The organism is Nonomuraea sp. NPDC003214 (assembly GCF_053590035.1).
The window spans coordinates 13,111-33,416 of sequence record NZ_JBSFSX010000010.1 but is presented as its reverse complement, the minus strand read 5'-3'; the positions used below and the strand labels follow the sequence as shown (position 1 = coordinate 33,416).

The window sequence follows — 20,306 nt, the reverse complement described above, 5'->3', positions numbered from 1 at the left end:
GGTGGGGCCTTGGATACGAGGGCGGAAGACCAACTCATCGGACCGCTGCTCCTCGCACGCGGCACCATCGACAGATCGGCGGCGCTCAGGGCCGACCGCGCCTGGTTGGAACGTGCCTGGGCCGACCCATCGACCCGGGTGCTGGTCATCGACAACGGCCACACGCTCGTCCGCCGCGACGGCGACGAGGTCCACGCCGTCCTCTACCCCACCGCCGACGCCCCCGACGGCGAGCGCTACCTGCTCGGCGTCGAGGACGACGTCGCCTACTTCGCCGTCGCCGCGCCGCTGCCCGGCACGCCCGCCGGCGACGTCAACGGCCGCGTCACCGTCCCCATGAGCCTGCGCGACACCCCCGACGGCCAGCCGGTCCCGGCCGGCCTGCGCCAGGCCGGCGGCCTGCTCGGCGACCGCGACGCCGGCCTGCTCGTCTACGCCGTCGCCCTGGAGGCCTGGCATGCCACCCACGAGTTCTGCCCCCGCTGCGGCACCCGCACCGCCGTCCAGGCGGGCGGCCACATCCGCGTCTGCCCGCACGACTCCAGCCAGCACTTCCCCCGCGTCGACCCGGCCGTCATCATGCTCGTCCGCGACGCCGACGACCGCTGCCTGCTCGCCCGCGGCCCCCAGTGGCCCGAAGGCCGCCTGTCGATCCTCGCCGGCTTCGTCGAGCCCGGCGAGTCCCTGGAGGCGGCCGTCGCCCGCGAGGTCGCCGAAGAGGTCGGCGTCACCGTCACCCGGCCCCGCTACCTCGGCAGCCAGCCCTGGCCGTTCCCGCGCAGCCTCATGCTCGGCTTCTTCGCCGACGCCCTCACCACGGAGCTCACCCTCGACCCCGAGGAGATCGCCGAGGCCCACTGGTTCTCCCGCGCCGACCTGGCCAGGGCCATCGAGAAGGGCGACGTGCGCCTCCCGCCCCCGGTCTCCATCGCCCGCCGCCTCATCGAAACCTGGTACGGCGAACCCCTCACCGGAGACTGGTGACGTATCGTAAAACCCGTTCGAGCCCCCGGCCAGTGGTCCGGGGGCTCGTGGTGTGTCAGGTGTGTCAGGAGACGCCCAGGAGGTCCTTGACCTCGCGGGCCGACGGGTTGGTGCGCACGACACGCCCCTTCGGCGTGTCGATGACGACAGTCGGCACCGTCTGGTTGCCGTCGTTGACGCTCATCACGAACGCGGCCGCCTCCGGGTCACGTTCGATGTCGATCTCGGCGTAAGCGATGCCCTCGCGGGCCAGCTGGGACTTCAGCCGCTTGCAGGGGCCGCACCAGGTGGTGCTGTAGACCGTGAGCGCCATGTCAGCGATTCCCTCCAAGGTCAAGGAAACAGGCGCTCCGTGCAACAACCCCGGTGCCCCGGTTAATCCCTACCCGACGCGCGAGGTGATCCACTCGTGGACGCGCTCGGCCACGCCGGGGGTGCGGTAGAGGGCGCTGCTGTGGGCGATGCCCGGCACGCTCCAGGTCGTGACGGCCACCCCGGCCTTGCCGAGCATCTGCTTGAGCAGCTGGCTCTGCACCGGCGGCACGAACTCGTCCTGCGAGTGGACGGTCAGCATCGGCGCGTCCTTGGCGCTGGCGTGCCAGGCGACCTCCATGCTGGCCCACACGCGCGAGCACTTGCCCTTGGGGGCGCAGCCGCCGGCGAGCCGGACGGCGGCCGAGCGCAGCTTGCGCTTGTAGGGGTCGAGCGACTTCTCGCCGTCCTTGAACGCGCGCAGCGGCGAGATGATCGGCGACAGCCCGACGACGCCCTTGAGCCCTGCCATCCCGTTGCCGTAGGTGCCGACCGAGGCGGCGATGTGGCCGCCGGCCGAGAAGCCGACCACGACGTAGTTGTCGGGGTCGAGCGCCCAGCGCTCGGCGTGCTTCTTGGCCTTGGCGATGGCGGCGAGCGCGTCGGTGCGCTGCGCGGGCCAGGCCGCTTCGGTGGAGAGCCGGTAGTTGAGGTTGAAGACGGTGTAGCCGCGGTCGGCGTACTCGCGGGTGATGGCCGTCATCTGCCGTTTGTCGCCGCTGGACCACCAGCCGCCGTGGATCAGGAAGATCCCCGGCCGCTTCATCCCGTCGGGGGTCCACCACACGTCCATCTGCTGGTGGCGATGCCTTCCGTACGCGATCGTCTCGCTGGAAAGGCCGCCGATGCCGTCGGGGTCGGTGATCGTGGTCGGCCCCGGTGCGGGGTCACCCGACGCGTGCGCGGCCACGGGAGTCAGCGCGACTAAAGCGAGCGCGACAGCGCTCAGGGAAACCGCGGTTCGCACAGCCTGCCCTTCTCTCCCATGCTCAGGTCGGCCCCATTGTGATGGAAGAGACCACTTCTTTGCATCTCAGCGACATTGAAACGATTGACTGCCGCATGTTGCCAGAGTGGCGCCCGGAGCGCCACCTGCTGGGAGGATGGTGGGGTGAACGGCGTGGATGACGTGCTGGCCGGGCTCGATCCGGAGCAGCGGGAGGTGGCGGAGACCCTGCGTGGGCCCGTGTGCGTGCTGGCGGGCGCGGGCACCGGCAAGACCAGGGCGATCACCCATCGCATCGCCCACGCGGTGCGGTCGGGGGTGGTCGACGCGCGCAGCGTGCTGGCCGTGACGTTCACCACACGGGCGGCGGGGGAGCTGCGGCAGCGGTTGCGGGCGCTGGGCGCGCCGGGGGTGCAGGCGCGTACGTTCCACGCGGCGGCGCTGCGGCAGCTGACGTACTTCTGGCCGAGGGTGATCGGCGGCGAGGCGCCGTCGGTGATCGAGTCGAAGCTGCCGGTGCTCGTGGAAGCCTGCCGCCAGATCCGGAAAAATCCGGACCGGTCCGAGCTGCGCGACATCGCCGCCGAGGTCGAATGGGCCAAGGTCACCCAGATCGGCCCCGACGACTACGTGGCCGCCGCCGCGAAGCACAACCGCACCCCGCCGGTGCCCGCCGACGAGGTGGCCCGGCTGTACGAGGCGTACGAGCGGATCCGGCGCGAGCGCCACCTGGTCGACTTCGAGACCATCCTGGAGCTCACCGCCGCGGTGATGACCGAGCACCAGGAGGTCGCGAGCCAGATCCGCCAGCAATACCGCTACTTCGTCGTCGACGAGTACCAGGACGTCAACCCGCTGCAGAAGCTCCTGCTCGACACCTGGCTCGGCGGGCGCGACGACGTGTGCGTGGTCGGCGACCCCAACCAGACCATCTACTCCTTCACCGGCGCCAGCCCCCGCTACCTGACCGGCTTCGCCGTCGAGCATCCCGGCGCCGCCGTCATCAAACTGGTCCGCGACTACCGCTCCACGCCGCAGGTCGTCGACCTGGCCAACCTGGTGATCGCCAAGGGCCGCTCGCCGCACCGCCTGGAGCTGGTCGCCCAGCGCCCCGACGGCCCCCGCCCGGTGTTCGCCGACTACGACGACGAGCCCGCCGAGGCCGCCGGGGTCGCCCGCGCCATCAGGAAGCTCCTCGACCGGGGCGTCCCGTCCCGCGAGATCGCCGTCCTGTTCCGGACGAACTCCCAGTCGGAGTCCTACGAGGAGGCGCTGTCCAAGGCCGAGATCCCGTACGTGCTGCGCGGCGCCGAGCGCTTCTTCGAACGCCCCGAGGTGCGCCAGGCGGTCGTGCTGCTGCGCGGCGCGGCCCGCTCGGCCGCGCACGAGCCGCTGGCCTCGGAGGTCCACCAGATCCTCACCGGCATCGGCCTGACCCCGTCGCCGCCCGGCGGCGGCAAGGCGCGCGAGAAGTGGGAGTCGCTCAAGGCCCTGGCCGACCTGGCGGAGGACATGGCGGCCGAGGGCGCCGACCTGCCCGCGTTCGTGGCCGAGCTGGAGCGCCGCGCCTCCGAGCAGCACGCGCCGCCCGTCGAGGGCGTCACACTGGCCTCGCTGCATGCCGCCAAGGGCCTGGAGTGGGACGCGGTCTTCCTGGTCGGGGTGACCGACGGGATGATGCCGATCATCTACGCCGAGACGCCCGAGCAGATCGAGGAGGAGCGCCGCCTGCTCTACGTGGGCATCACGCGGGCGCGCGAGCACCTGACGATCTCCTGGGCGCTGGCGCGCGCCCCGGGGGGCCGCAAGGGCCGCCGCCCGTCGCGGTTCCTCGACGGGCTCACCGGCCGTTCCGCCGCCGCGTCCCGCCCGGCGGCCACGCCCGCCCGCGAACGCCGGGCCGTCGCCGCGCCGGTGAGCTGCCGGATCTGCGCCAAGACGCTGAGCGCGGCGGCCGAGCAGAAGCTGGGCCGGTGCGCGACCTGTCCGGCCGACTACGACGAGGGCCTGCTGGAGAGCCTCAAGGCGTGGCGCACCGCGACCGCCAAGGAGGCGAAGATCCCCCCGTACGTGGTCTTCACGGACGTGACGCTCCAGGCGATCGCCGAACGGGTGCCTACCAGCGAGGCGGAGCTGCTGTCGATTACCGGCATCGGCCGCGTCAAGGTCGACCGCTACGGGGAGGCGGTCCTTGACCTGTGCCGCTCGGCCGTCGCGTAGGCTGTGCTGCCGCCTCCGCAACGGGCGTGCGACCATATACCTGGTCATACCCGAGGGGGATAGGTGAACGAGGCGCTGAAGGAGCTCCTCGACCTGCTCGACCTGGAGCAGATCGAGCTGGACATGTTCCGGGGCCGCAGCCCCGAGGAGCGCATCCAGCGCGTCTTCGGCGGGCAGGTCGCCGCGCAGGCGCTGGTCGCGGCCGGCCGCACGGTGCCCGCCGACCGCAACGTGCACTCGCTGCACGCCTACTTCATCCGGCCCGGCGACCCCTCGGTGCCGATCGTCTACAACGTCGAACGGGTCCGCGACGGCAGGTCGTTCACCACCCGCCGGGTGCTGGCCATCCAGCACGGCAAGGCGATCTTCTCGATGTCGGCCTCGTTCCACCTGTTCGAGGAGGGCGTGGAGCACCAGGCGTCCGTCATGCCGGTGGTGCCCGACCCGGCGACGCTGCCCACGTTCCAGGACCGGATGGTCGAGCTGGTCGGCGAGCACCACGAGCTGCGCGAGTGGCTGTCGCGTCCGCGTCCCGTCGACGCCCGCTACGCCTCGCCGCTCACGTGGGAGGCGTACGAGAACCCGGAGCTGCGCAGCGCCACGACCAACGTGTGGTTCCGCTACGACGCCGACCTGCCCGACGATCCGCTGCTGCACGTCGTGCTGGCCGCCTACGCCTCCGACTTCACGCTCGTCGACACGATCCTGCTGGCCCACGGCATGGCCTGGGGCGCCTCCAACGTCATGGGCGCCTCGCTCGACCACGCCATGTGGTTCCACCGGCCGTTCCGGGCCGACGACTGGCTGCTGTACGCCCAGGAGTCGCCCTGGTCGGGAGGGGCCCGCGGGCTCGCCCGTGGCGAGATGTTCACCGCCTCCGGCGAACTCGTGGTGTCCGTGGTGCAGGAGGCCATGATCCGCGTGACAAAGTAACAAAATCGCAGGTAGAAAATAAGTTGCCCAGTCCCGGGCTACCGGTTTAGGGTCATGGTCAAGCGAGTCGGGCAATCAGCTCGACGATCTTCAGACGGAGGTGAGTCCCAGTGATCAGCAGCAACATGATGTCGGCCACGCAGTGGCTCGCTTCCGCATGCCGTGACGCGGTCAGGCTCGCCGATGGGCCGGCCAAGCTGCGGCAGCCGAAGTCTGCCCGCCGCCAGGAGATGGCTTTCTACGCGCACGCCCACTCGGGCGCCGCCGCCATGAGCGCTCCTGTCCGCATCGCAGGCGCCGAAGTGCCGACCCAGCCGAACACCAAGGGTGGAGTGCGCGGTCCGCAACCCTGGAGGGATGTGCCGGTCATAACCTGACCGGCACATAGCAGCCCCCAGGCCGCGGATCCGCACACAGGATCCGCGGCCTCTTTGTTTGTCCGTGATCCCCCCAACACCCACGAGGTGCCCGAACCAGAGCAAACAGCCCGATCAAAAGGAGAAACCAGATGGGGGCGAAGACGATCATGGACCTGATCGACGAAGCCGAGATCCCCTGTCGTACCGACCCTGACCTGTGGTTCGCCGAGTCGCCGGACGACGTCGAGTTCGCCAAGGCGCTCTGCGGTGGCTGCCCGATCCAGAAGGCCTGCCTGGCCCGCGCGCTGGAGCGCGAGGAGCCCTGGGGCGTCTGGGGCGGGGAGCTGATCCTCCGCGGGACCGTCGTTCCTCGCAAGCGTCCGCGCGGCCGTCCGCGCAAGCACCCGGTCGCTGCCTGACCTTCCGCACGTCCGCTACACACAGAAAGAAGACTGAGATGAACACCTTCCCGACGACCGACCTGACCGCGCCGTATCTTTACCAAGAACTGGTCAACGACCGAATACAAACCCTTCACCGCGAGGCGCGCGAGTACCGCCTCGCCGCCCGCATCAGCCGAGTACAGCGGGCGCGGCGCGGGGTCCGGAAGGCGAACGAGCGCCTTCTGCGCGCCCTGAGCCTGGAGGGCTGATCCGGGAGGTCCTGCCGCCGGCGCAGGATCTCCCGGGATCCCTCCCCTGACCCATCAGCCGCCCCGGGCACCCGCCCGGGGCGGCTTCCGCCTTTCCGGCCTCCCGGCCCTCCGACCGGTCCTCCGATTCGCAGCGGGCCGGTACGGTTTCTCCAGGTCAGCGGGCCGGTACGGTGCTCCGGGGCCAGCGGGCCGGTACGGTTTCTCAGGGTCAGCGGGCCGGTACGGGCCGCGGCTCCTCGGCGGCGCTCCACAGCCGGCCGGCCATCCACGCGACACCCGCCGACGCCACGACCAGCCCGCCCAGGTAGACGGACTCCGGCACGAGGTTGCGCAGCGAGCCCGGGACCATCCCCGCGGCATACAGCCCCACCGCCGCGTACGGCAGCGCCCCGCTCCTGACCGCGGCCGCCGCGAACACCAGCACCCCGGCCACCAGCACCGCCGACGTGACCAGGAACGCCATGCCCGTCCCGCCCGCGAGCAGCCCCATCACCGTGGCGCCGCCCAGCCCCGGGAAGACGAAGTGCAGCGTGTACTCGATGGCGAAGGCCCCGGCCAGCCCCGCCGCGTTGAGCAGGTAGCCGGCCAGCCCGAGCCCGCCGGCCGCGTCACGGATGAGCAGATAGAGCCCGGTGATCGCGAACAGCCCGGTCAGCGCGGCGAACGGCGCGATGGCGTGCGTGACGGCGTTCTCCGGCAGGACGCCGCCCCGCCGCAGCACGTTCACGACCAGCAGCGCCGCGCAGACGAACCCGGCGGCGGCACTCGTACGAAACAGAAGCACGATCTTTCACCCTTTCCTGGAGAGGTCCTTGGAGAGGCCCCTGGGGAGCTCCCGGGAGAGTTCCCGGGAGAGCGGGAGGACTGGGGACCAGCGGGAGGACTGGGGGACTGCCCGCTATCATCCGCGCCCGCAGCGCCCGGGCCGAGAGCTCATGCCCCTCCGTAAGCACCCCGAAAGGACTCCCTACGGCCGTCCCGCCCAGCGTTGGAACCGCCGCATATCGGGGTAGGTCACCGCTCGGTCCCCCCGCCCGAACCCGCGCCGGCCGGGGACCCGTGCCGTGCGCGACGCTGCCCGCAGCCGTCGACCCGTCACGAGGAGAGCACCATGACCAGCACCATCAGCAGGCGCGTGGTGTTGGAGAAGGCCGCCCAGGACTTCGCCGACGCCAACGCCAAGCCGCCGTTCATCTACGAGCTGCCGCCGGAGCAGGGGCGGGAGATCCTGGAGAAGCTCCAGTCCGACCCCGCCGTGCCGCGCCCCGACATCGACGAGGAATGGATCCAGATCCAGGGCGGCCCCACCGGCGTCGTCCCCGTGCGCATCGTCAAGCCCAGAGGCAGCACCGGCACGCTCCCCGTGATCTTCTACATCCACGGCGCCGGCTGGGTGTTCGGCTCCGCCCGCACCCACGACCGGCTCGTCCGCGAGCTCGCCACCCGGGTCAACGCCGCCGTCGTCTTCCCCGAGTACGACCGCGCGCCCGAGGCCAAATACCCCACCCAGATCGAACAGAACTACGCCGCCGCCCGCTGGGTCATGGAACACGGCAAGGAGAAGGACCTCGACGCCTCTCGCATGGCCGTCGCCGGCGACTCGGTCGGCGGCAACATGTCGGCCGTGCTGGCGATCATGGCCAAGGAACGCGGCGACGTGCACCTGCGCGCCCAGGTGCTGTGGTACCCGGTCACCGACGCGAACTTCGACACCGAGTCCTACCAGCAGTTCGCCACCGGCTACTTCCTCAACCGCGACGGCATGAAGTGGTTCTGGGACCAGTACACGACTGACCCCGCCCAGCGCGCCGAGATCCACGCCTCACCCATGCGCGCCACCCCCGACCAGCTCCGCGACCTCCCGCCCGCCCTCGTGCTCACCGGCGAGGCCGACGTCCTGCGCGACGAGGGCGAAGCCTACGCGGCCAAGCTCCGCGAGGCCGGCGTCGAGGTCACCGCCGTACGCCTCGGCGGCATCATCCACGACTTCGCCATGATCGACCTGCTCCGCGACACGACGCCAACCAGACGGCCCTGGACCTCGCCACCACCACCCTCCGCACCGCCCTCCACCCATCAGGCGAAGTAGCCACCCCCCACTGACCGCCCACCACCGCCAAGGACCTCGGCGGCGACCAGCCCACACGCCCCGGAGGTCTCCTCCAACTGGCCCGCCACCAACTGGCCCGCCACTGACCGGCCTACGGCTCAAGGGGCGGGCCGCTGACCGCCCGCCATCATCGGCCGTTACCGAGGCGATCGCGGGGCCCTCGTCTCGCGGCCCTCCGCCGTACGTGAGCGCCTGCAACCGGCTGGCCCGCCACAGGCTGGCCCGGCTGCCAACCGGCCTACGGCTGGTCGGCCGTCCAGGGCGGGGCCGCTGGCCGCCCGCCACCATCGGGCGGCCCGTTGCCGACGCGGTCGCGGGGCCCGCCGCGGCCCTCAGCCGTGCGTGAGCGCTCGCCGCCGCCCCCGGCCGCGCCACGCGGCGATCACCGACTCGGCCATGCCAGCATCCACCCCACCCGTGGTGTCGACCTCGAAGTCATAGGGCCCGAACCCGTGAATGCCGTCCTCCTCGACATGAGACCGCCCTTCCCCGACGCGCCGATCCCCACGGGCCAGCTCCCGCCGATCGATCTCGTCGAGCGAGCAGTGCACCCCCACCAGGAACACATCGAACCCGCCCAGCAACTCCGCCAGCTCCCTGCGCCAGGCCGCGAACTCGATGACATGCTCCACGATCAGGTCGTTCCCGGCCCCGGCCAGCGCCGGCAGGCACCGATGGAAGCCCTTGAAGAACCGTGGCCGCATCTCCTCCCACCACGCGAACGGCCCCTCCGGCTCCCGCCGATCCGGCAACATCCCGGCCGCCACCAGCTGATCGGCCGACACGTACAGGAACGGCTCGTCCATCGCCCGCCGCACCATCCTGGCGAGCGTCGTCTTCCCCGAGCTGGACGCGCCGTTGAGCACGATGATCCGCCCAGCCCCCCGCTCCACCGGCCGAGGCTCCTCCATGCCCCCCACCCCCGTACGTCGCCGCTCCACCAAGCACCCAGACCCCAACGCACCACCATGCAAGCACGCAGGCCGTCACGCATACGAACGATTTATCGCGCCCACCCCCACGCAAGGCATCGCCCTGATCCCGCGCACTCCATAGCCGCCGCCCCACCAGGGGCAGCCTCATGCCACGCGGCCTCCCCGCCCGAGCGCCGCCCCCTGCTCAAGCGCTGCCGCAAGTGCCCGGGCGCCGCCGCTGAAGGCATCACCCCGCCGCGTCAGGACGGGCGGGACGCTCGGGTTGGGTGGCAACGCGAGCGCCCGAACGCCGCCCCCTGCTCAAGCGCTGCCGCAAGTGCCCGGGCACCGCTGCTGAAGGCATCACCCCGCCACATCAGGACGGGCCGGGGTCAGGTGGCAAGGCGAGTGCCCGAGCGCCGCCGCAGGTGGACGCACCACCGCGGCATGGACGGGCCGGATTGCCCAGGTCAGGTGGTGACGAGGGCTTCCTTGTCGTCCGTGTCCGTGTCGTCGTCGGTGAAGCCCGGGACCCAGCGGACGACCTCGTCGCGGAAGCGGGCCGTGGCGCCGAGCTGGCAGAGGACGCCGACGCCCGCCGCGTGCACCCGGTGGATGAGCACGTACGAGACCGGCAGGTTGAGCTGGCGCACCACGTTGGTGGGACGCAGGTCGGTGACGCTGGCGAACTGGTCCTGCAGCCACTCCCGGCTGAACGTGAACTCCTCGACGGCCGTCGGCTCGACGTAGGGCGACAGGAAGGCGCGCAGGGCGTCGTGGTCGACCTCGATGCCGGGCCGGATGAAGCCCTCGTCGCGCAGCCCCTGGACCACGGTGGCCATGTCGCCCTGGTTGAAGATGCGGGTGAGCTGGCCGAACACCATGGGATAGCCGTCGGGCATGCGGTTGACGGCGCCGAAGTCGAGGATGCCGAGCTTGCCGTTGGGGAGCATGCGGAAGTTGCCCGGGTGGGGGTCGGCGTGCAGCATGCCGACACGGGCGGGGGAGCAGAAGAGGAAGCGGACGAACAGCAGGCCCGCCCGGTCGCGCTCCTCCTGGGTGCCGCCGGTGATGATGCGGGACAGCGGGGTGCCGTCCATCCACTCGGTGACCAGGACCATCTCGTTGGCGGCGATCACGTCGGGGACGTGGAAGTCGGGGTCGTTGTGGAACTCCAGGGCGAAGGCGTGCTGCGCCTCGGCCTCGCGCAGGTAGTCGAGCTCTTCGGCGATGCGCTCGCGCAGCTCGGCCAGCACCGCCTTGATGTCGAGGCCGGGCAGCAGCGCGCCGAACAGCTTGCCGAGGCGGGCGAGCTGGGCGAAGTCGCCCAGCAGGGCCTTGCCCGCGCCCGGGTACTGGATCTTGACGGCGGCCTCGCGCCCGTCGTGCCACACGGCCCGGTGCACCTGGCCGATCGAGGCGGCGGCGGTGGGCTGGTCGTCGAAGGAGAGGAAGTGGTCACGCCAGTCGTCGCCGAGCTGCTGGGCGAGCACCTTGTGGACCGTCGAGGCGGGCAGCGGGGGCGCGGCGTCCTGGAGCTTGGTGAGGGTCGCCCGGTAGGGGCCGACGATCTCGGCGGGCAGGGCCGCCTCGAAGATGGACAGCGCCTGGCCGAGCTTCATCGCCCCGCCCTTGAGCTCGCCGAGGACCTTGAAGATCTGCTCGGCGGTGCGCTGCTGGATCTCCTCGGCGACGATCTCGGCCGGTTTGCCGCCGATGCGCTTGCCGAGCCCCAGAGCCGCACGCCCGGCGAACCCGAGCGGAAGGGAGGCCAGCTTCGCCGAGCGCGTGACGGCGCGACGCGGAAGATCGCTCACACTGATGCGCGGTATCCCTGGTAGGGATGCCACTTCCCCCCTTCGTGGTTGGCAGCTCTGCACGTCAGCCGCTTGAAGCCGACATGACCATTGTTAGCGGATATGGATTGTTTCGCATACAACGACATTGCGGGTGCCTGTCCCATGCTTGCCTTTTCCACTGCCAATCAGGCAAGACGTGCACTGTGCCGTTGGTCACAACGGGCTCCCGGCCGTCCAGATACGCCAGGGCGTGACCGGTCACCGCCGCCGCCACCAGGCCGGCAAGAGGGGTGTCGCAGGCGATCTCGCCTGGCGGATAGCCGCCGAGCCGGGCGGTGACGATCGGCCAGTCGGGGTCGCGGTCGCGACGCGCCAAGTCTAGGCAGTGCAAGCAAGCGCTTTGTCCGGGCAGGACCAGCGGCCCCACGCTCCCGTGCCCCTCGAACGCCGAGCCCAGCAGGTGAGGCAGGCCCAGCTCGTACAGCTCGTTGACCAGCACGCCGTCGAGCGGTCGCACCGGGGTGAGGATCACCAGGTCGGGCCGGTGCGACCGATCGCTCAACGGCGGCCCGCCCGCCCGCACATCGACCCCCGGCTCGTACCGCCGCCCGGCATCCCGGCCCGCCCGGCGCGCCCGCTTGCCGTCCCTTCCGCCCGGCACGCCGGACCTCTCGCCTGGCATGCCGGACCGGTCAGGCACACCAGCGGCGCCGGGCCGCTTCACCACACCAGAGTGGCTGCGGGCCTCCAGGCCCCTGCGCCCTGCGGGGCTTGCACGCCGCTCAGGGGCATGGGCGCTGTCGCGTCCCGGGGTGGCGACGGCGGGGTGCGGCCGGTGCTCGGGGCCTTCGTCCGCCTGGCCGCCTTCCGACCAGGTCAGTCGGCGGGCGGCGCGTACGGCGCCTCCCTCGCGCGAGCTTCCCACCTCCTCCCAGCTCAGCCCGCCGGGGGTGAGGTCCTGGGGCCGGGCGGTGCCGGGGTCGATCACCCGGATCGTGCCGACGCCCGCCGCGGCGAGCAGGCCGACGACCTGGGCGCCCACTCGTCCGGCGCCGTAGACGCGGACGTGCGCACGTCGTCGGCGGCGCAGGGCCTCTACGCCGCCGCCTGGCGCATGGGAGGCCAGGTCCAGGGCGTCGAGGTCCGGTCGCAGCCGGTCGAGCTCGGCCAGCGGCAACGACGGCGGCGTCACCGAGGCGTCGTGCAGCACCCCCGTACGCGTGAGCGAGTCGAGGAAGGCGGCAGGCTCCGGCACGCCGGCGGCGACGCCCTCCCGGAGGGCCTGGTCAAGGTCGCGGGTGCCGTCGAGGCTGTCGATCCACCTGCGGACCCGCCGGGTGAGGTCGCGCAGGACGACGGCCCGGCCGGGATGCGCGCCGAGCTGGAGGGTGCGCTCGTCGTGGTCGATGCGGAGGAGGGCGGGTTTCACTCGTGGCCTCATGCCGCGAAGATTCGCACGCCACGCCAAGATCCCGAGCGGCTTTCCCGCCGCCTGTGGACAACCCCGCACCCGCCCCTACCCCCTGTGGACAACCCCGCACCGGGCCCGCCCCCTGGGGGCCACCGCTACGCACCCGACCCCCGAGATCTCTGACAGCCGACCCCCCGCCGCCCCGGGTTACGCTCTCCCGCATGAGCGAGCTCTTGATCGACCGCCACGACGACGGCGTGGTGCTGGTCACCCTCAACCGCCCCGACGTGCGCAACGCCATGACCGACGGCATGACCGCCGCCTGGCGTGACGCCATGACCGCACTCGCCGCCGACCGTGACGTCCGCTGCGTCGTGGTGACGGGCGCGGGGACGGCGTTCTGCGCCGGGGGAGACCTGTCCTGGCTCGGCGAGCGCGGCGTGGAGCCGGTCCCCGAGCTGCGCGACAGGATGCTCGCCTTCTACCGCTCCTGGCTGTCCATCACGGAGCTGGAGGTGCCGACGATCGCCGCCGTCAACGGCGCGGCGGTCGGCGCGGGGCTGTGCGTGGCGCTGGCGTGCGATCTCGTGTACGCGGCGGACGAGGCCAAGCTGCTGGCCCCGTTCACCTCGCTGGGCCTGCACCCGGGGATGGCCGCCACCTACCTGCTGCCCCGTCGCGCGGGCACGGCGCTGGCGCGGGAGATGCTGCTGACCGGCCGTACCCTGCGCGGAACCGAGGCCGCAGATAAAGGTCTGGTAAATCAAGCTTTCCCAAGAAATGATCTGCTGGCGCAAGTGATGACCATCGCCCGGCAGGTCGCGGCGAACGCCCCCATTGCCACCAGGCTCACCAAAGCCGCGCTCAAACAGGATCACCAACACCTGGAAGCCGCGCTCAGTTGGGAGTCCCTGGCCCAGCCCGTGACCATGACCTCGGCGGACATGATCGAGGGCCTGGCGGCGCATCGGGAAAGGCGTGTGCCCAAATTCACCGGCTCTTAATCATCTGACCAGCGAAAACAACGCCCGCCCTCTGTGGAATTCCGCCAGTCTCGGCTAACGTGCATATGTGCCCCCCGAGACAGTCGAGGTCCGTCGCAGTTCTCGTCGCCGGCGTACGGTCTCCGCCTACCGCGACGGCGACAAGACGATCGTGCTCCTGCCCGCCTGGCTGAGCGGCGAAGACGCGGATGAATGGGTGAGCCGGATGCTCGATCGGCTTGCGGCGAAGGAACGCCGGCGACGTCCGACCGACGAGGCCCTGCTGGAGCGGGCCAAGGAGCTGTCGGCGAAATATCTCGACGGCCGGGCCGTCCCCGCGAGCGTGCGCTGGGTCGACAACCAGCAGCACCGGTGGGGCTCCTGCACGCCGGAGAACGGCACGATCCGGATCTCGACCCGCATCAAGGGCCTGCCCGAGTGGGTCATCAACTATGTGATCATCCACGAGCTGGTGCACCTGATGGTGCCGAGCCACGGCCCGCGCTTCTGGGCGCTCGTCGAACAGTATCCCAAGGCGGAGCGGGCCCGTGGGTTCCTCGAAGGATTCTCCGCCGCCGCCAATTCCGCACCGGAGGAATGTTGACCCGTCTCGCCGCCGTCCTGGTACGTCAGCGCATGGCCGGGGCGGCGCCGCCGGGCGTCGACGGCCGGGCGTGGCTGGAGGCCGTGGCCGAGGACACGTACGAGATGGTCGCCGGGCTGGAGCTGGTCACGCCGGTCCTGCTGACCAGCGTGCCGGAGCTGTCGGAGATCGTCTGGCCGGGCACGGAGGTGATCGCGATCGGCGAGGACGAGCCGCTGCGGGACATCCTCAAGAGGCTCGACGGCGAGCAGGCCGCGGTGATCTCGGGCGACGCGCCGGATCTGCCGCCGCTGCTGGTGGGCAAGCTCTTCCGCGAGCTGGGCCGCGCCCGGATCACCGTGTGCCCGGCCGAGCGGGGCGGCGCGGTCGCGCTGGCCTGCGGGCTGCCCGCGCCGGGCTGGGCCGATCCCGACCTCGACGCCGCCGACCCGGTGGCGGCGCTGCGCGCGCAGGCCCCCGGCCCCCGCATGGTGGCCGCCACCCCGGGCTGGCACCGGCTGCGCGCCCCGGACGACGCCGCCCGCCTGGACCCCGGCCTGGAAGGCTGGGACAACACCCGCGCCCTCCTCGCCGCCCGCTGAGCCTTACGCGGGCCCGTACGGCACGCTGAGCTCCGCGAACACCGCCCGATGGTCGGTCCCCGGCACGTCGTGCACGCTGACCGCCCGGACCCCGACCCGCTCGTCCACCAGCACGTGGTCGATCGTGATGATCGGCGGCATCCGCCTGTTCGCCGGCCAGGTCGGGATCAGCCCGGCCCCCACCTGGTCGGCCGCGTCCTTGTAGCCGCGGGCGAGCAGCCGCCGCATCGGCGCGTGGTCGAGCGAGGCGTTGAAGTCGCCCGCCAGGATGCGCACGGTGTCGGCCGAGGCGGCGGGCAGGGCGTCGAAGACCGCGTGCCAGTCGGCCAGCTTGGCGCCCAGCGGCGGCACGGGATGCACGTCGTAGAACTCGACGGGCGCGGCCCCGGGGAGCGCCAGCGCGGCCACGGGCATGTGGTGCCCGGGCAGCGGCGGCAGCGCGTCAGGCAGGGGCCGGAGCGGATATCTGGAGAACAGGCCGCTCCCGCTGGCGTTCCACTCGGCCTGGAGCACCCGGTGCGGCATGAGCTCCTTGAGCCCGGCCAGGTCGAGCTCCTCGACCGCGCCCGGCGTCAGCTCCTGCGTGTTGAGCACGTCGGCGTCGTACGCGCGCACCAGCTCCATGACCGACCGCGTGTCGGCCTTGCCGAACAGCAGGTTGACCGACAGCACCCGCAGCGGCCGGCCCGCCGTCGCCTCCGCCGTGCCGAACCACCGGGGCAGCACGCTGAACCCGAGCGCCGCGGTGGTGAGCAGCGCGACCGCGGCGGCGGCCCGCCTGCGTCCGAGCGCGGCGATGAGCAGCGGCACCAGCGAGCCCGCCGCCGCGTAGGGCGTGGCGGTCATGAGCTGGGTGGGGATCGAGCCGCGTTCGAGGCCGGCCAGCCGGGTCACGGCCCACGCTGCGAACGGCGTCACGGCCAGCCAGGTGAGCGTGGTCCCCGTACGCCCGCGGCGCCGGGGACGGGCAGGCGTGACGATCGTGCCGCCGATCGGGCTCTCCGCCGATACGCCCACGGGTCAGCCCAGCGTGGCCAGTGTCGCGCGCCCGCGTGCCGCCAGCCGGCGGGTCGCCTCGTCGGACGGCTCGGGGATCTCCTCGACGGGGAACCAGCGCAGGTCCAGCGACTCGTCGCTGATCACGGCCTCCGCCCCGGCGGGGGCCACGGCCGCGTACTCCACGTCCAGGTGCCAGCTGTGCGGCGGATGGCACCAGACCTGGTGCCTGTCGAGCGCCAGCGGCCCGGGCAGCAGCTCCAGGCCGGGGATGCCGGACTCCTCCACGGCCTCGCGCAGCGCCACCTCGGCCAGCGTGCGGTCACCCGGCTCGCAGTGGCCGCCCATCGGCAGCCACATCCCGGCCTTGGGGTGGAGCGTGAGCAGCACCCGCCGGCCGTCGTGCGAGAGCACCGCCGTGGTCGCCGTCAGGTGGCCGGGCGCGCACGCCCGCAGCATCGCGTCGTCGTGCGCCCGCAGGTGCTCGACGAAGCTCTCCCGCAGCGCCTCCTCCTCGGCGGACGGGGCCGTCCAGGAGGAGAGCACCGCCAGCGCGTCGCCGTGCAGGCTCAACTCCTGCCGTCCTCGCCCTGCTCGTCGTCGGGCTTGCTGTCGAGCTGCGAGATGTCCCAGGCCGTCTCGCCCGCCACGAACACCTCGGGGTGCGCCAGGTCGTCGGCCGTCGGCATGAGGTCGGGATGGCCCCACAGCGCGTCGCGGCCGTCGACCCCGCGGGCGCTCTCCAGCGCCTGCCACAGCGCCGCCGCCTCGCGCAGCCTGCGCGGGCGCAGCTCCAGGCCGACGAGCGTGCCGAAGGTCAGCTCGGCGGGCCCGCCGGTCGCGCGGCGGCGGCGTACGTTCTCCGCCAGGGCGGCGGCGGAGGGCAGCTTGCCCGCGGCGGCCTGGTCGACCACCGTGGACACCCAGCCCTCGACCAGGGCGAGCATCGTCTCCAGCCGGGCCAGCGCGGCCTTCTGCCGCTCGGTCTCCTCGGGCTTGAGCAGCGCGCCGCCGCTCAGCGCCTCCTGGAGCGCCTCGGGGTTGTTGATGTCGAGGCCGCGGATCTGCTCCTCCAGCGCGGAGGTGTCGACCGTGATGCCCCTGGCGTACTCCTCGACGGCGCCGAGCAGGTGCCCGCGCAGCCACGGCACGTGCTGGAACAGCCGGTGGTGCGCGGCCTCGCGCAGAGCCAGGTAGAGCCGGATCTCCTCGGCGGGGTGCTCCAACCCTTCGCTGAAGGAGGCGATGCCGCCGGGCAGCAGTGCCGCGGTGCCGGACAGGGGCAGCCCGATGTCGGTGGTGCCGATGACCTCGCGCGCCAGCGAGCCGAGCGCCTGCCCGATCTGCTGGCCGACCATCATGCCGCCCATCTGCTTGAGCATGCCCATGAGCGGCCCGGCCATCTGCTGGGCCTCGGGAGGCAGCCCCGAGCCGCCGAGCGCGCCGCCCATGGTCTCGACCATGCGCTCGGCGATCGGCTCGGCCAGCTTGCGCCAGACGGGGATCGTGTTCTCGATCCACTCCGAACGGCTCCACGCCTGCGGATTGGACACGCCGCTGGGCAGCGTCGTGGCCTCGTTGAGCCACAGGTCGGCCAGCTCCAGCGCCTCGACGATCTGGCGCCGCTCGCCTTCCATGACGCTGGGATCGCCCTGGGCGACCACGGCGTGCCGGGCGATGTTCTTGGCCATGTCCCAGTTGACAGGGCCGGAGCCCTGGGGCGCCGACAGCATGTCGGCGAACTGGCGCATCGCCTGAGCCATCTGCTCAGGGTTGCCGAACATGGCGAACGGGTTCTCGTTGGGGTCGTTTTCGCGACCTGGCAGGTCAGTCACCGCTCTACCTCGTGCAGGATGGAGGAGTCCACATCCGCCACGTTAGTCGTCCTACGGCGGATCAGTGCAAAGTGAGGACCTGGTGCCTACCTCGAAACGCCCGCGCCAACCCGTCGTAGCCGTCACCGGCGCCGCCTCCGGTCTGGGCCGCGAGCTGCTCGCCAAGCTCGTGTCCGCCCCGGATTTCCGCAGGGTGGTGGCCATTGACGAAGAACGCGGCGACATCCAGGAGGCCACCTGGAGAGTGATCGACGTACGCGATCCGCTCTTGGCGAACCGGATCTCCGACATCGACGTCCTGGTGCACCTGGCGGGTGACTACGCCGTCGACTCCGACCCGAAGGAACGCAGGGCCTACAACCTGCGCGCCGCCCAGACCGTGCTCACGGCGAGCGCGGCCGCGCGCGTCCGCCGTGTGGTGCTCGTCACCAGCGCGATGGTGTACGGGGCCGCGCCCGACAACGAGGTGCCCTTGGCCGAGGACGGGCCGGTGGCGGCCGAGCCCGACACGGGCGTGGTCGGTGACTTCCTGGAGATCGAGGCGCTGGTGCGCCGGTCGCTGCGCAGCCATCCGGGCCTGGAGGTCACCGTGGTGCGGCCGGCGGCCGTGGTCGGTCCCGGCGTCGACACTGTGATCACCCGTCACTTCGAGTCGCCCCGGCTGCTGACGGTCAAGGGCTGTGAGCAGCGCTGGCAGTTCTGTCACATCGAGGACCTGCTCTCGGCGCTGGAGCTGGCCGCGCGCGGGCAGGTCACGGGCGTGGTGGCGGTGGGCTCCGACGGCTGGCTGGAGCAGGAGCAGGTCGAGGAGCTGTCCGGGATCCGCCGGTTCGAGCTGCCGGCGGGGCTCACGTTCGGCACCGCGCAGCGCCTGCACCGGCTGGGCATCACCCCGGCGCCCGCCACCGACCTGCACTACGTGGTCTACCCGTGGGTCGTCGACTGCACGGCGCTGCGCGAGGCGGGCTGGAAGCCGGCGTGGACGAACGAGGCGGCCTTCGCCCAGCTCCTGGAGCTGCGCGAGAACCGTACGACGGTGGTCGGCAGGCGACTGCCCGTCAAGGAGGCGACGCTCACGGCGGCGGGCGCCACCGTGGCGGTCATCGGCACCGCGGCGATCGTCAGGCAGGTGCGCAAGAAGCGTCGCGGGTGAAGACTCTGTAGTCTCTTTTCGTGGACGTCATCCGGTTGCTGGCCATTCGTGACAGCGCGCTGTCCGTCGACGAGGTGATGGCCGCGGTGGGCGACCACGCGGCGGGCGGCACCTCGCTGTTCGTGGGCACCGTCCGCGAGGAGGATCACGGCAAGGCCGTGACCAGGCTCTCCTACTCCGCGCACCCCTCCGCCGAGAGCGAACTGCGCTCGGTGGCGGAGAAGGTGGCCTCCGACTTCCCGGTGACCGCGCTGGCCGCCGTCCACCGCGTCGGCGACCTGGAGCTCGGCGACGTCGCCGTGATCGTGGCCGTGGCGTGCCCGCACCGCGACGAGGCGTTCCGGGCCGCGCGCAGGCTGATCGACGATCTCAAGTCCCAGGTGCCGATCTGGAAACATCAGGTGTTCGCCGACGGGTCGACCGAGTGGGTCGGCGCCTGCGAATAAGCTCGATCCATGTCACGACGCGCCCTGACCCTGCTCGTATCGGGCTTCCTGGTGCTCGCGCTCGGCATCGTGGGGGCGTTCGTGGACGTGCCGTACGTCGTGCTGAGCCCCGGCCCGACGGAGAACACGCTGGGTGAGGTCGACAAGAAGCCCGTGATCACGATCAGCGGGCGGGAGACCTACCCGACCAGCGGGTCGCTGAGGCTCGTGACCGTCGCCTACCAGGGCGGCCCCAACTCCAAGATCGACCTGCTGACCGCGCTGCGAGGCTGGATCGACCCGTCGGTCGCCGTCGTGCCGCAGGAGACCATCTTCGCCCCCGACCGCACGCAGAAGCAGGTCGAGGAGGAGAACGTGGCGGAGATGACCAGCTCGCAGGACAACGCGACCGCCGCCGCGCTCAACGAGCTCAAGATCCCCTACTCGACCGTCATCTCGGTGCGCACGGTCCAGAAGGGACAGCCGGCCGACGGCAAGCTGAAGGTCGGCGACAAGATCACCGCTGTCGACGGCAGGCCGATGGTCGACGTGGAGGAGGTCGGCAAGGCCGTCCGCGAGCACAAGCCCGGCGAACCGGTGACGTTCACCGTGACCAGAGGCGACGACCAGCTGGACGTGACCCTCCAGACCGCCAAGGGCGAGCAGGGGCAGAGCCGGGTCGGCGTGACCATGCAGCGGGAGTACAAGTTCCCGTTCGACGTCGACATCAACGTGGGCGACGTGGGCGGGCCGAGCGCGGGGCTGATGTTCTCGCTCGGCATCCTGGACAAGCTCACCAAGGGCGAGCTGACGGGCGGCAAGCAGATCGCCGGCACCGGCACCATCACGCCCGAGGGGCAGGTGGGGCCGATCGGCGGCATCGCGCAGAAGATGGTCGGCGCGAAAAAGGCCGGCGCGACCGTCTTCCTGACGCCCGCCGGCAACTGCGCCGAGGCCGTGAAGGGCGCGCCGGACGGGCTGCGCCTGGTCAAGGCCGAAACGCTGCACAGCGCGGTGCAGGCGCTCGACGCGCTGCGCACCGGCAAGGGAAAAGTGCCGTCATGCGACGCGGGATGAAACTTCTTG

The 20,306-nt window shown here is 71.7% G+C and carries 22 protein-coding genes; 13 read left to right on the top strand and 9 right to left on the bottom strand.

Features of this window, described 5'->3' with window-relative positions:
* Positions 1–9 precede the first annotated feature (9 nt).
* Positions 10–984, top strand: a complete 975-nt coding sequence (nudC, locus tag ACWDXC_RS30520; RefSeq protein WP_449987404.1) for an NAD(+) diphosphatase — start codon at positions 10–12, stop codon at positions 982–984.
* 64 nt (positions 985–1,048) lie between these two features.
* Here nudC and ACWDXC_RS30515 read toward each other — a convergent pair whose 3' ends face one another.
* Positions 1,049–1,297: a mycoredoxin gene (locus tag ACWDXC_RS30515; protein WP_246644793.1), complete on the bottom strand. Its 249-nt coding sequence runs from the start codon at positions 1,295–1,297 to the stop codon at positions 1,049–1,051.
* 69 nt (positions 1,298–1,366) lie between these two features.
* Complete coding sequence (locus ACWDXC_RS30510) at positions 1,367–2,206, bottom strand: alpha/beta hydrolase (RefSeq protein WP_449987401.1); 840 nt, start codon at positions 2,204–2,206, stop codon at positions 1,367–1,369.
* Positions 2,207–2,416: 210 nt separating this feature from the next.
* Between ACWDXC_RS30510 and ACWDXC_RS30505 the strand changes: the two genes are divergently transcribed.
* The 5 genes from ACWDXC_RS30505 to ACWDXC_RS30485 all read left to right on the top strand — a co-directional run bounded on the left by ACWDXC_RS30505 (position 2,417) and on the right by ACWDXC_RS30485 (position 6,406).
* On the top strand, positions 2,417–4,462 hold the full coding sequence (locus ACWDXC_RS30505) for an ATP-dependent DNA helicase UvrD2 (RefSeq protein WP_219504916.1): 2,046 nt from the start codon (positions 2,417–2,419) through the stop codon (positions 4,460–4,462).
* A gap of 63 nt (positions 4,463–4,525) precedes the next feature.
* Complete coding sequence (locus ACWDXC_RS30500) at positions 4,526–5,395, top strand: acyl-CoA thioesterase (RefSeq protein ID WP_219504843.1); 870 nt, start codon at positions 4,526–4,528, stop codon at positions 5,393–5,395.
* Positions 5,396–5,505: 110 nt separating this feature from the next.
* Positions 5,506–5,772 (top strand): hypothetical protein, encoded by a 267-nt coding sequence (locus ACWDXC_RS30495; RefSeq protein ID WP_449987398.1) that lies wholly within the window; start codon positions 5,506–5,508, stop codon positions 5,770–5,772.
* A gap of 131 nt (positions 5,773–5,903) precedes the next feature.
* Positions 5,904–6,173: a WhiB family transcriptional regulator gene (locus tag ACWDXC_RS30490; protein ID WP_049571282.1), complete on the top strand. Its 270-nt coding sequence runs from the start codon at positions 5,904–5,906 to the stop codon at positions 6,171–6,173.
* 38 nt (positions 6,174–6,211) lie between these two features.
* Positions 6,212–6,406, top strand: a complete 195-nt coding sequence (locus ACWDXC_RS30485) for a hypothetical protein (RefSeq protein WP_219504847.1) — start codon at positions 6,212–6,214, stop codon at positions 6,404–6,406.
* Positions 6,407–6,617: 211 nt separating this feature from the next.
* Here ACWDXC_RS30485 and ACWDXC_RS30480 read toward each other — a convergent pair whose 3' ends face one another.
* Positions 6,618–7,193: a hypothetical protein gene (locus ACWDXC_RS30480; protein ID WP_449987395.1), complete on the bottom strand. Its 576-nt coding sequence runs from the start codon at positions 7,191–7,193 to the stop codon at positions 6,618–6,620.
* Between the two features lie 327 nt (positions 7,194–7,520).
* Here ACWDXC_RS30480 and ACWDXC_RS30475 point away from each other — a divergent pair, with 327 nt between their 5' ends.
* The gene (locus tag ACWDXC_RS30475) at positions 7,521–8,498 is read left to right on the top strand and encodes an alpha/beta hydrolase (RefSeq protein WP_449987393.1); all 978 of its coding nucleotides are present in this window, start codon (positions 7,521–7,523) and stop codon (positions 8,496–8,498) included.
* A 353-nt stretch (positions 8,499–8,851) separates the two neighbouring features.
* Here ACWDXC_RS30475 and ACWDXC_RS30470 read toward each other — a convergent pair whose 3' ends face one another.
* The 3 genes from ACWDXC_RS30470 to ACWDXC_RS30460 form a co-directional block, all read right to left on the bottom strand.
* Positions 8,852–9,430 carry a chloramphenicol phosphotransferase CPT family protein gene (locus tag ACWDXC_RS30470; protein ID WP_449987390.1) on the bottom strand — a complete coding sequence of 193 codons (579 nt, stop codon included), beginning with the start codon at positions 9,428–9,430 and terminating at the stop codon, positions 8,852–8,854.
* 473 nt (positions 9,431–9,903) lie between these two features.
* Complete coding sequence (locus tag ACWDXC_RS30465) at positions 9,904–11,250, bottom strand: ABC1 kinase family protein (protein WP_219504854.1); 1,347 nt, start codon at positions 11,248–11,250, stop codon at positions 9,904–9,906.
* Between the two features lie 64 nt (positions 11,251–11,314).
* Positions 11,315–12,673 carry a ThiF family adenylyltransferase gene (locus ACWDXC_RS30460; RefSeq protein WP_449987387.1) on the bottom strand — a complete coding sequence of 453 codons (1,359 nt, stop codon included), beginning with the start codon at positions 12,671–12,673 and terminating at the stop codon, positions 11,315–11,317.
* A gap of 191 nt (positions 12,674–12,864) precedes the next feature.
* On the opposite strand from ACWDXC_RS30460, the gene ACWDXC_RS30455 reads away from it, so the two are divergent.
* The 3 genes from ACWDXC_RS30455 to ACWDXC_RS30445 all read left to right on the top strand — a co-directional run bounded on the left by ACWDXC_RS30455 (position 12,865) and on the right by ACWDXC_RS30445 (position 14,811).
* Complete coding sequence (locus ACWDXC_RS30455) at positions 12,865–13,647, top strand: enoyl-CoA hydratase/isomerase family protein (protein ID WP_449987384.1); 783 nt, start codon at positions 12,865–12,867, stop codon at positions 13,645–13,647.
* Positions 13,648–13,714: 67 nt separating this feature from the next.
* Positions 13,715–14,230: a M48 metallopeptidase family protein gene (locus tag ACWDXC_RS30450; protein ID WP_219504858.1), complete on the top strand. Its 516-nt coding sequence runs from the start codon at positions 13,715–13,717 to the stop codon at positions 14,228–14,230.
* Entirely contained in the window at positions 14,224–14,811 is a 588-nt protein-coding gene (locus ACWDXC_RS30445; protein WP_449987382.1) for a DUF2064 domain-containing protein, read from the top strand. Before ACWDXC_RS30450 ends, ACWDXC_RS30445 begins: the two co-directional genes overlap by 7 nt.
* A 3-nt stretch (positions 14,812–14,814) precedes the next feature.
* On the opposite strand, the gene ACWDXC_RS30440 is transcribed toward ACWDXC_RS30445, so the two are convergent.
* The 3 genes from ACWDXC_RS30440 to ACWDXC_RS30430 are packed head-to-tail and all read right to left on the bottom strand — an operon-like array spanning position 14,815 to position 17,591.
* Positions 14,815–15,828, bottom strand: coding sequence for an endonuclease/exonuclease/phosphatase family protein (locus ACWDXC_RS30440; RefSeq protein ID WP_449987380.1), 1,014 nt, complete (start codon positions 15,826–15,828; stop codon positions 14,815–14,817).
* A 3-nt stretch (positions 15,829–15,831) separates the two neighbouring features.
* A complete protein-coding gene (locus ACWDXC_RS30435) occupies positions 15,832–16,380 on the bottom strand; it encodes an NUDIX hydrolase (RefSeq protein WP_219504860.1) in 549 nt (182 codons plus the stop codon).
* Complete coding sequence (locus tag ACWDXC_RS30430) at positions 16,377–17,591, bottom strand: zinc-dependent metalloprotease (RefSeq protein WP_449988036.1); 1,215 nt, start codon at positions 17,589–17,591, stop codon at positions 16,377–16,379. Before ACWDXC_RS30430 ends, ACWDXC_RS30435 begins: the two co-directional genes overlap by 4 nt.
* Before the next feature lie 130 nt (positions 17,592–17,721).
* Between ACWDXC_RS30430 and ACWDXC_RS30425 the strand changes: the two genes are divergently transcribed.
* Genes ACWDXC_RS30425 through ACWDXC_RS30415 form a run of 3 tightly spaced genes read left to right on the top strand, consistent with a single transcriptional unit; the run spans position 17,722 to position 20,297 of the window.
* Complete coding sequence (locus ACWDXC_RS30425; protein WP_375073994.1) at positions 17,722–18,795, top strand: NAD-dependent epimerase/dehydratase family protein; 1,074 nt, start codon at positions 17,722–17,724, stop codon at positions 18,793–18,795.
* 20 nt (positions 18,796–18,815) lie between these two features.
* Positions 18,816–19,241, top strand: a complete 426-nt coding sequence (locus ACWDXC_RS30420; RefSeq protein WP_219504862.1) for a molybdenum cofactor biosynthesis protein MoaE — start codon at positions 18,816–18,818, stop codon at positions 19,239–19,241.
* A gap of 9 nt (positions 19,242–19,250) precedes the next feature.
* Positions 19,251–20,297, top strand: coding sequence for a YlbL family protein (locus ACWDXC_RS30415; RefSeq protein WP_449987376.1), 1,047 nt, complete (start codon positions 19,251–19,253; stop codon positions 20,295–20,297).
* Positions 20,298–20,306: the final 9 nt, after the last annotated feature.

Bases quoted from the DNA above. Each gene is read 5' to 3' on its own strand.
- ACWDXC_RS30515 (WP_246644793.1), bottom strand. From the start codon at position 1,297: ATGGCGCTCACGGTCTACAGCACCACCTGGTGCGGCCCCTGCAAGCGG.
- ACWDXC_RS30490 (WP_049571282.1), top strand. From the start codon at position 5,904: ATGGGGGCGAAGACGATCATGGACCTGATCGACGAAGCCGAGATCCCC.
- ACWDXC_RS30485 (WP_219504847.1), top strand. From the start codon at position 6,212: ATGAACACCTTCCCGACGACCGACCTGACCGCGCCGTATCTTTACCAA.
- ACWDXC_RS30475 (WP_449987393.1), top strand. From the start codon at position 7,521: ATGACCAGCACCATCAGCAGGCGCGTGGTGTTGGAGAAGGCCGCCCAG.
- ACWDXC_RS30470 (WP_449987390.1), bottom strand. From the start codon at position 9,430: ATGGAGGAGCCTCGGCCGGTGGAGCGGGGGGCTGGGCGGATCATCGTG.
- ACWDXC_RS30460 (WP_449987387.1), bottom strand. From the start codon at position 12,673: ATGAGGCCACGAGTGAAACCCGCCCTCCTCCGCATCGACCACGACGAG.
- ACWDXC_RS30455 (WP_449987384.1), top strand. From the start codon at position 12,865: ATGAGCGAGCTCTTGATCGACCGCCACGACGACGGCGTGGTGCTGGTC.
- ACWDXC_RS30445 (WP_449987382.1), top strand. From the start codon at position 14,224: ATGTTGACCCGTCTCGCCGCCGTCCTGGTACGTCAGCGCATGGCCGGG.
- ACWDXC_RS30430 (WP_449988036.1), bottom strand. From the start codon at position 17,591: ATGTTCGGCAACCCTGAGCAGATGGCTCAGGCGATGCGCCAGTTCGCC.
- ACWDXC_RS30415 (WP_449987376.1), top strand. From the start codon at position 19,251: ATGTCACGACGCGCCCTGACCCTGCTCGTATCGGGCTTCCTGGTGCTC.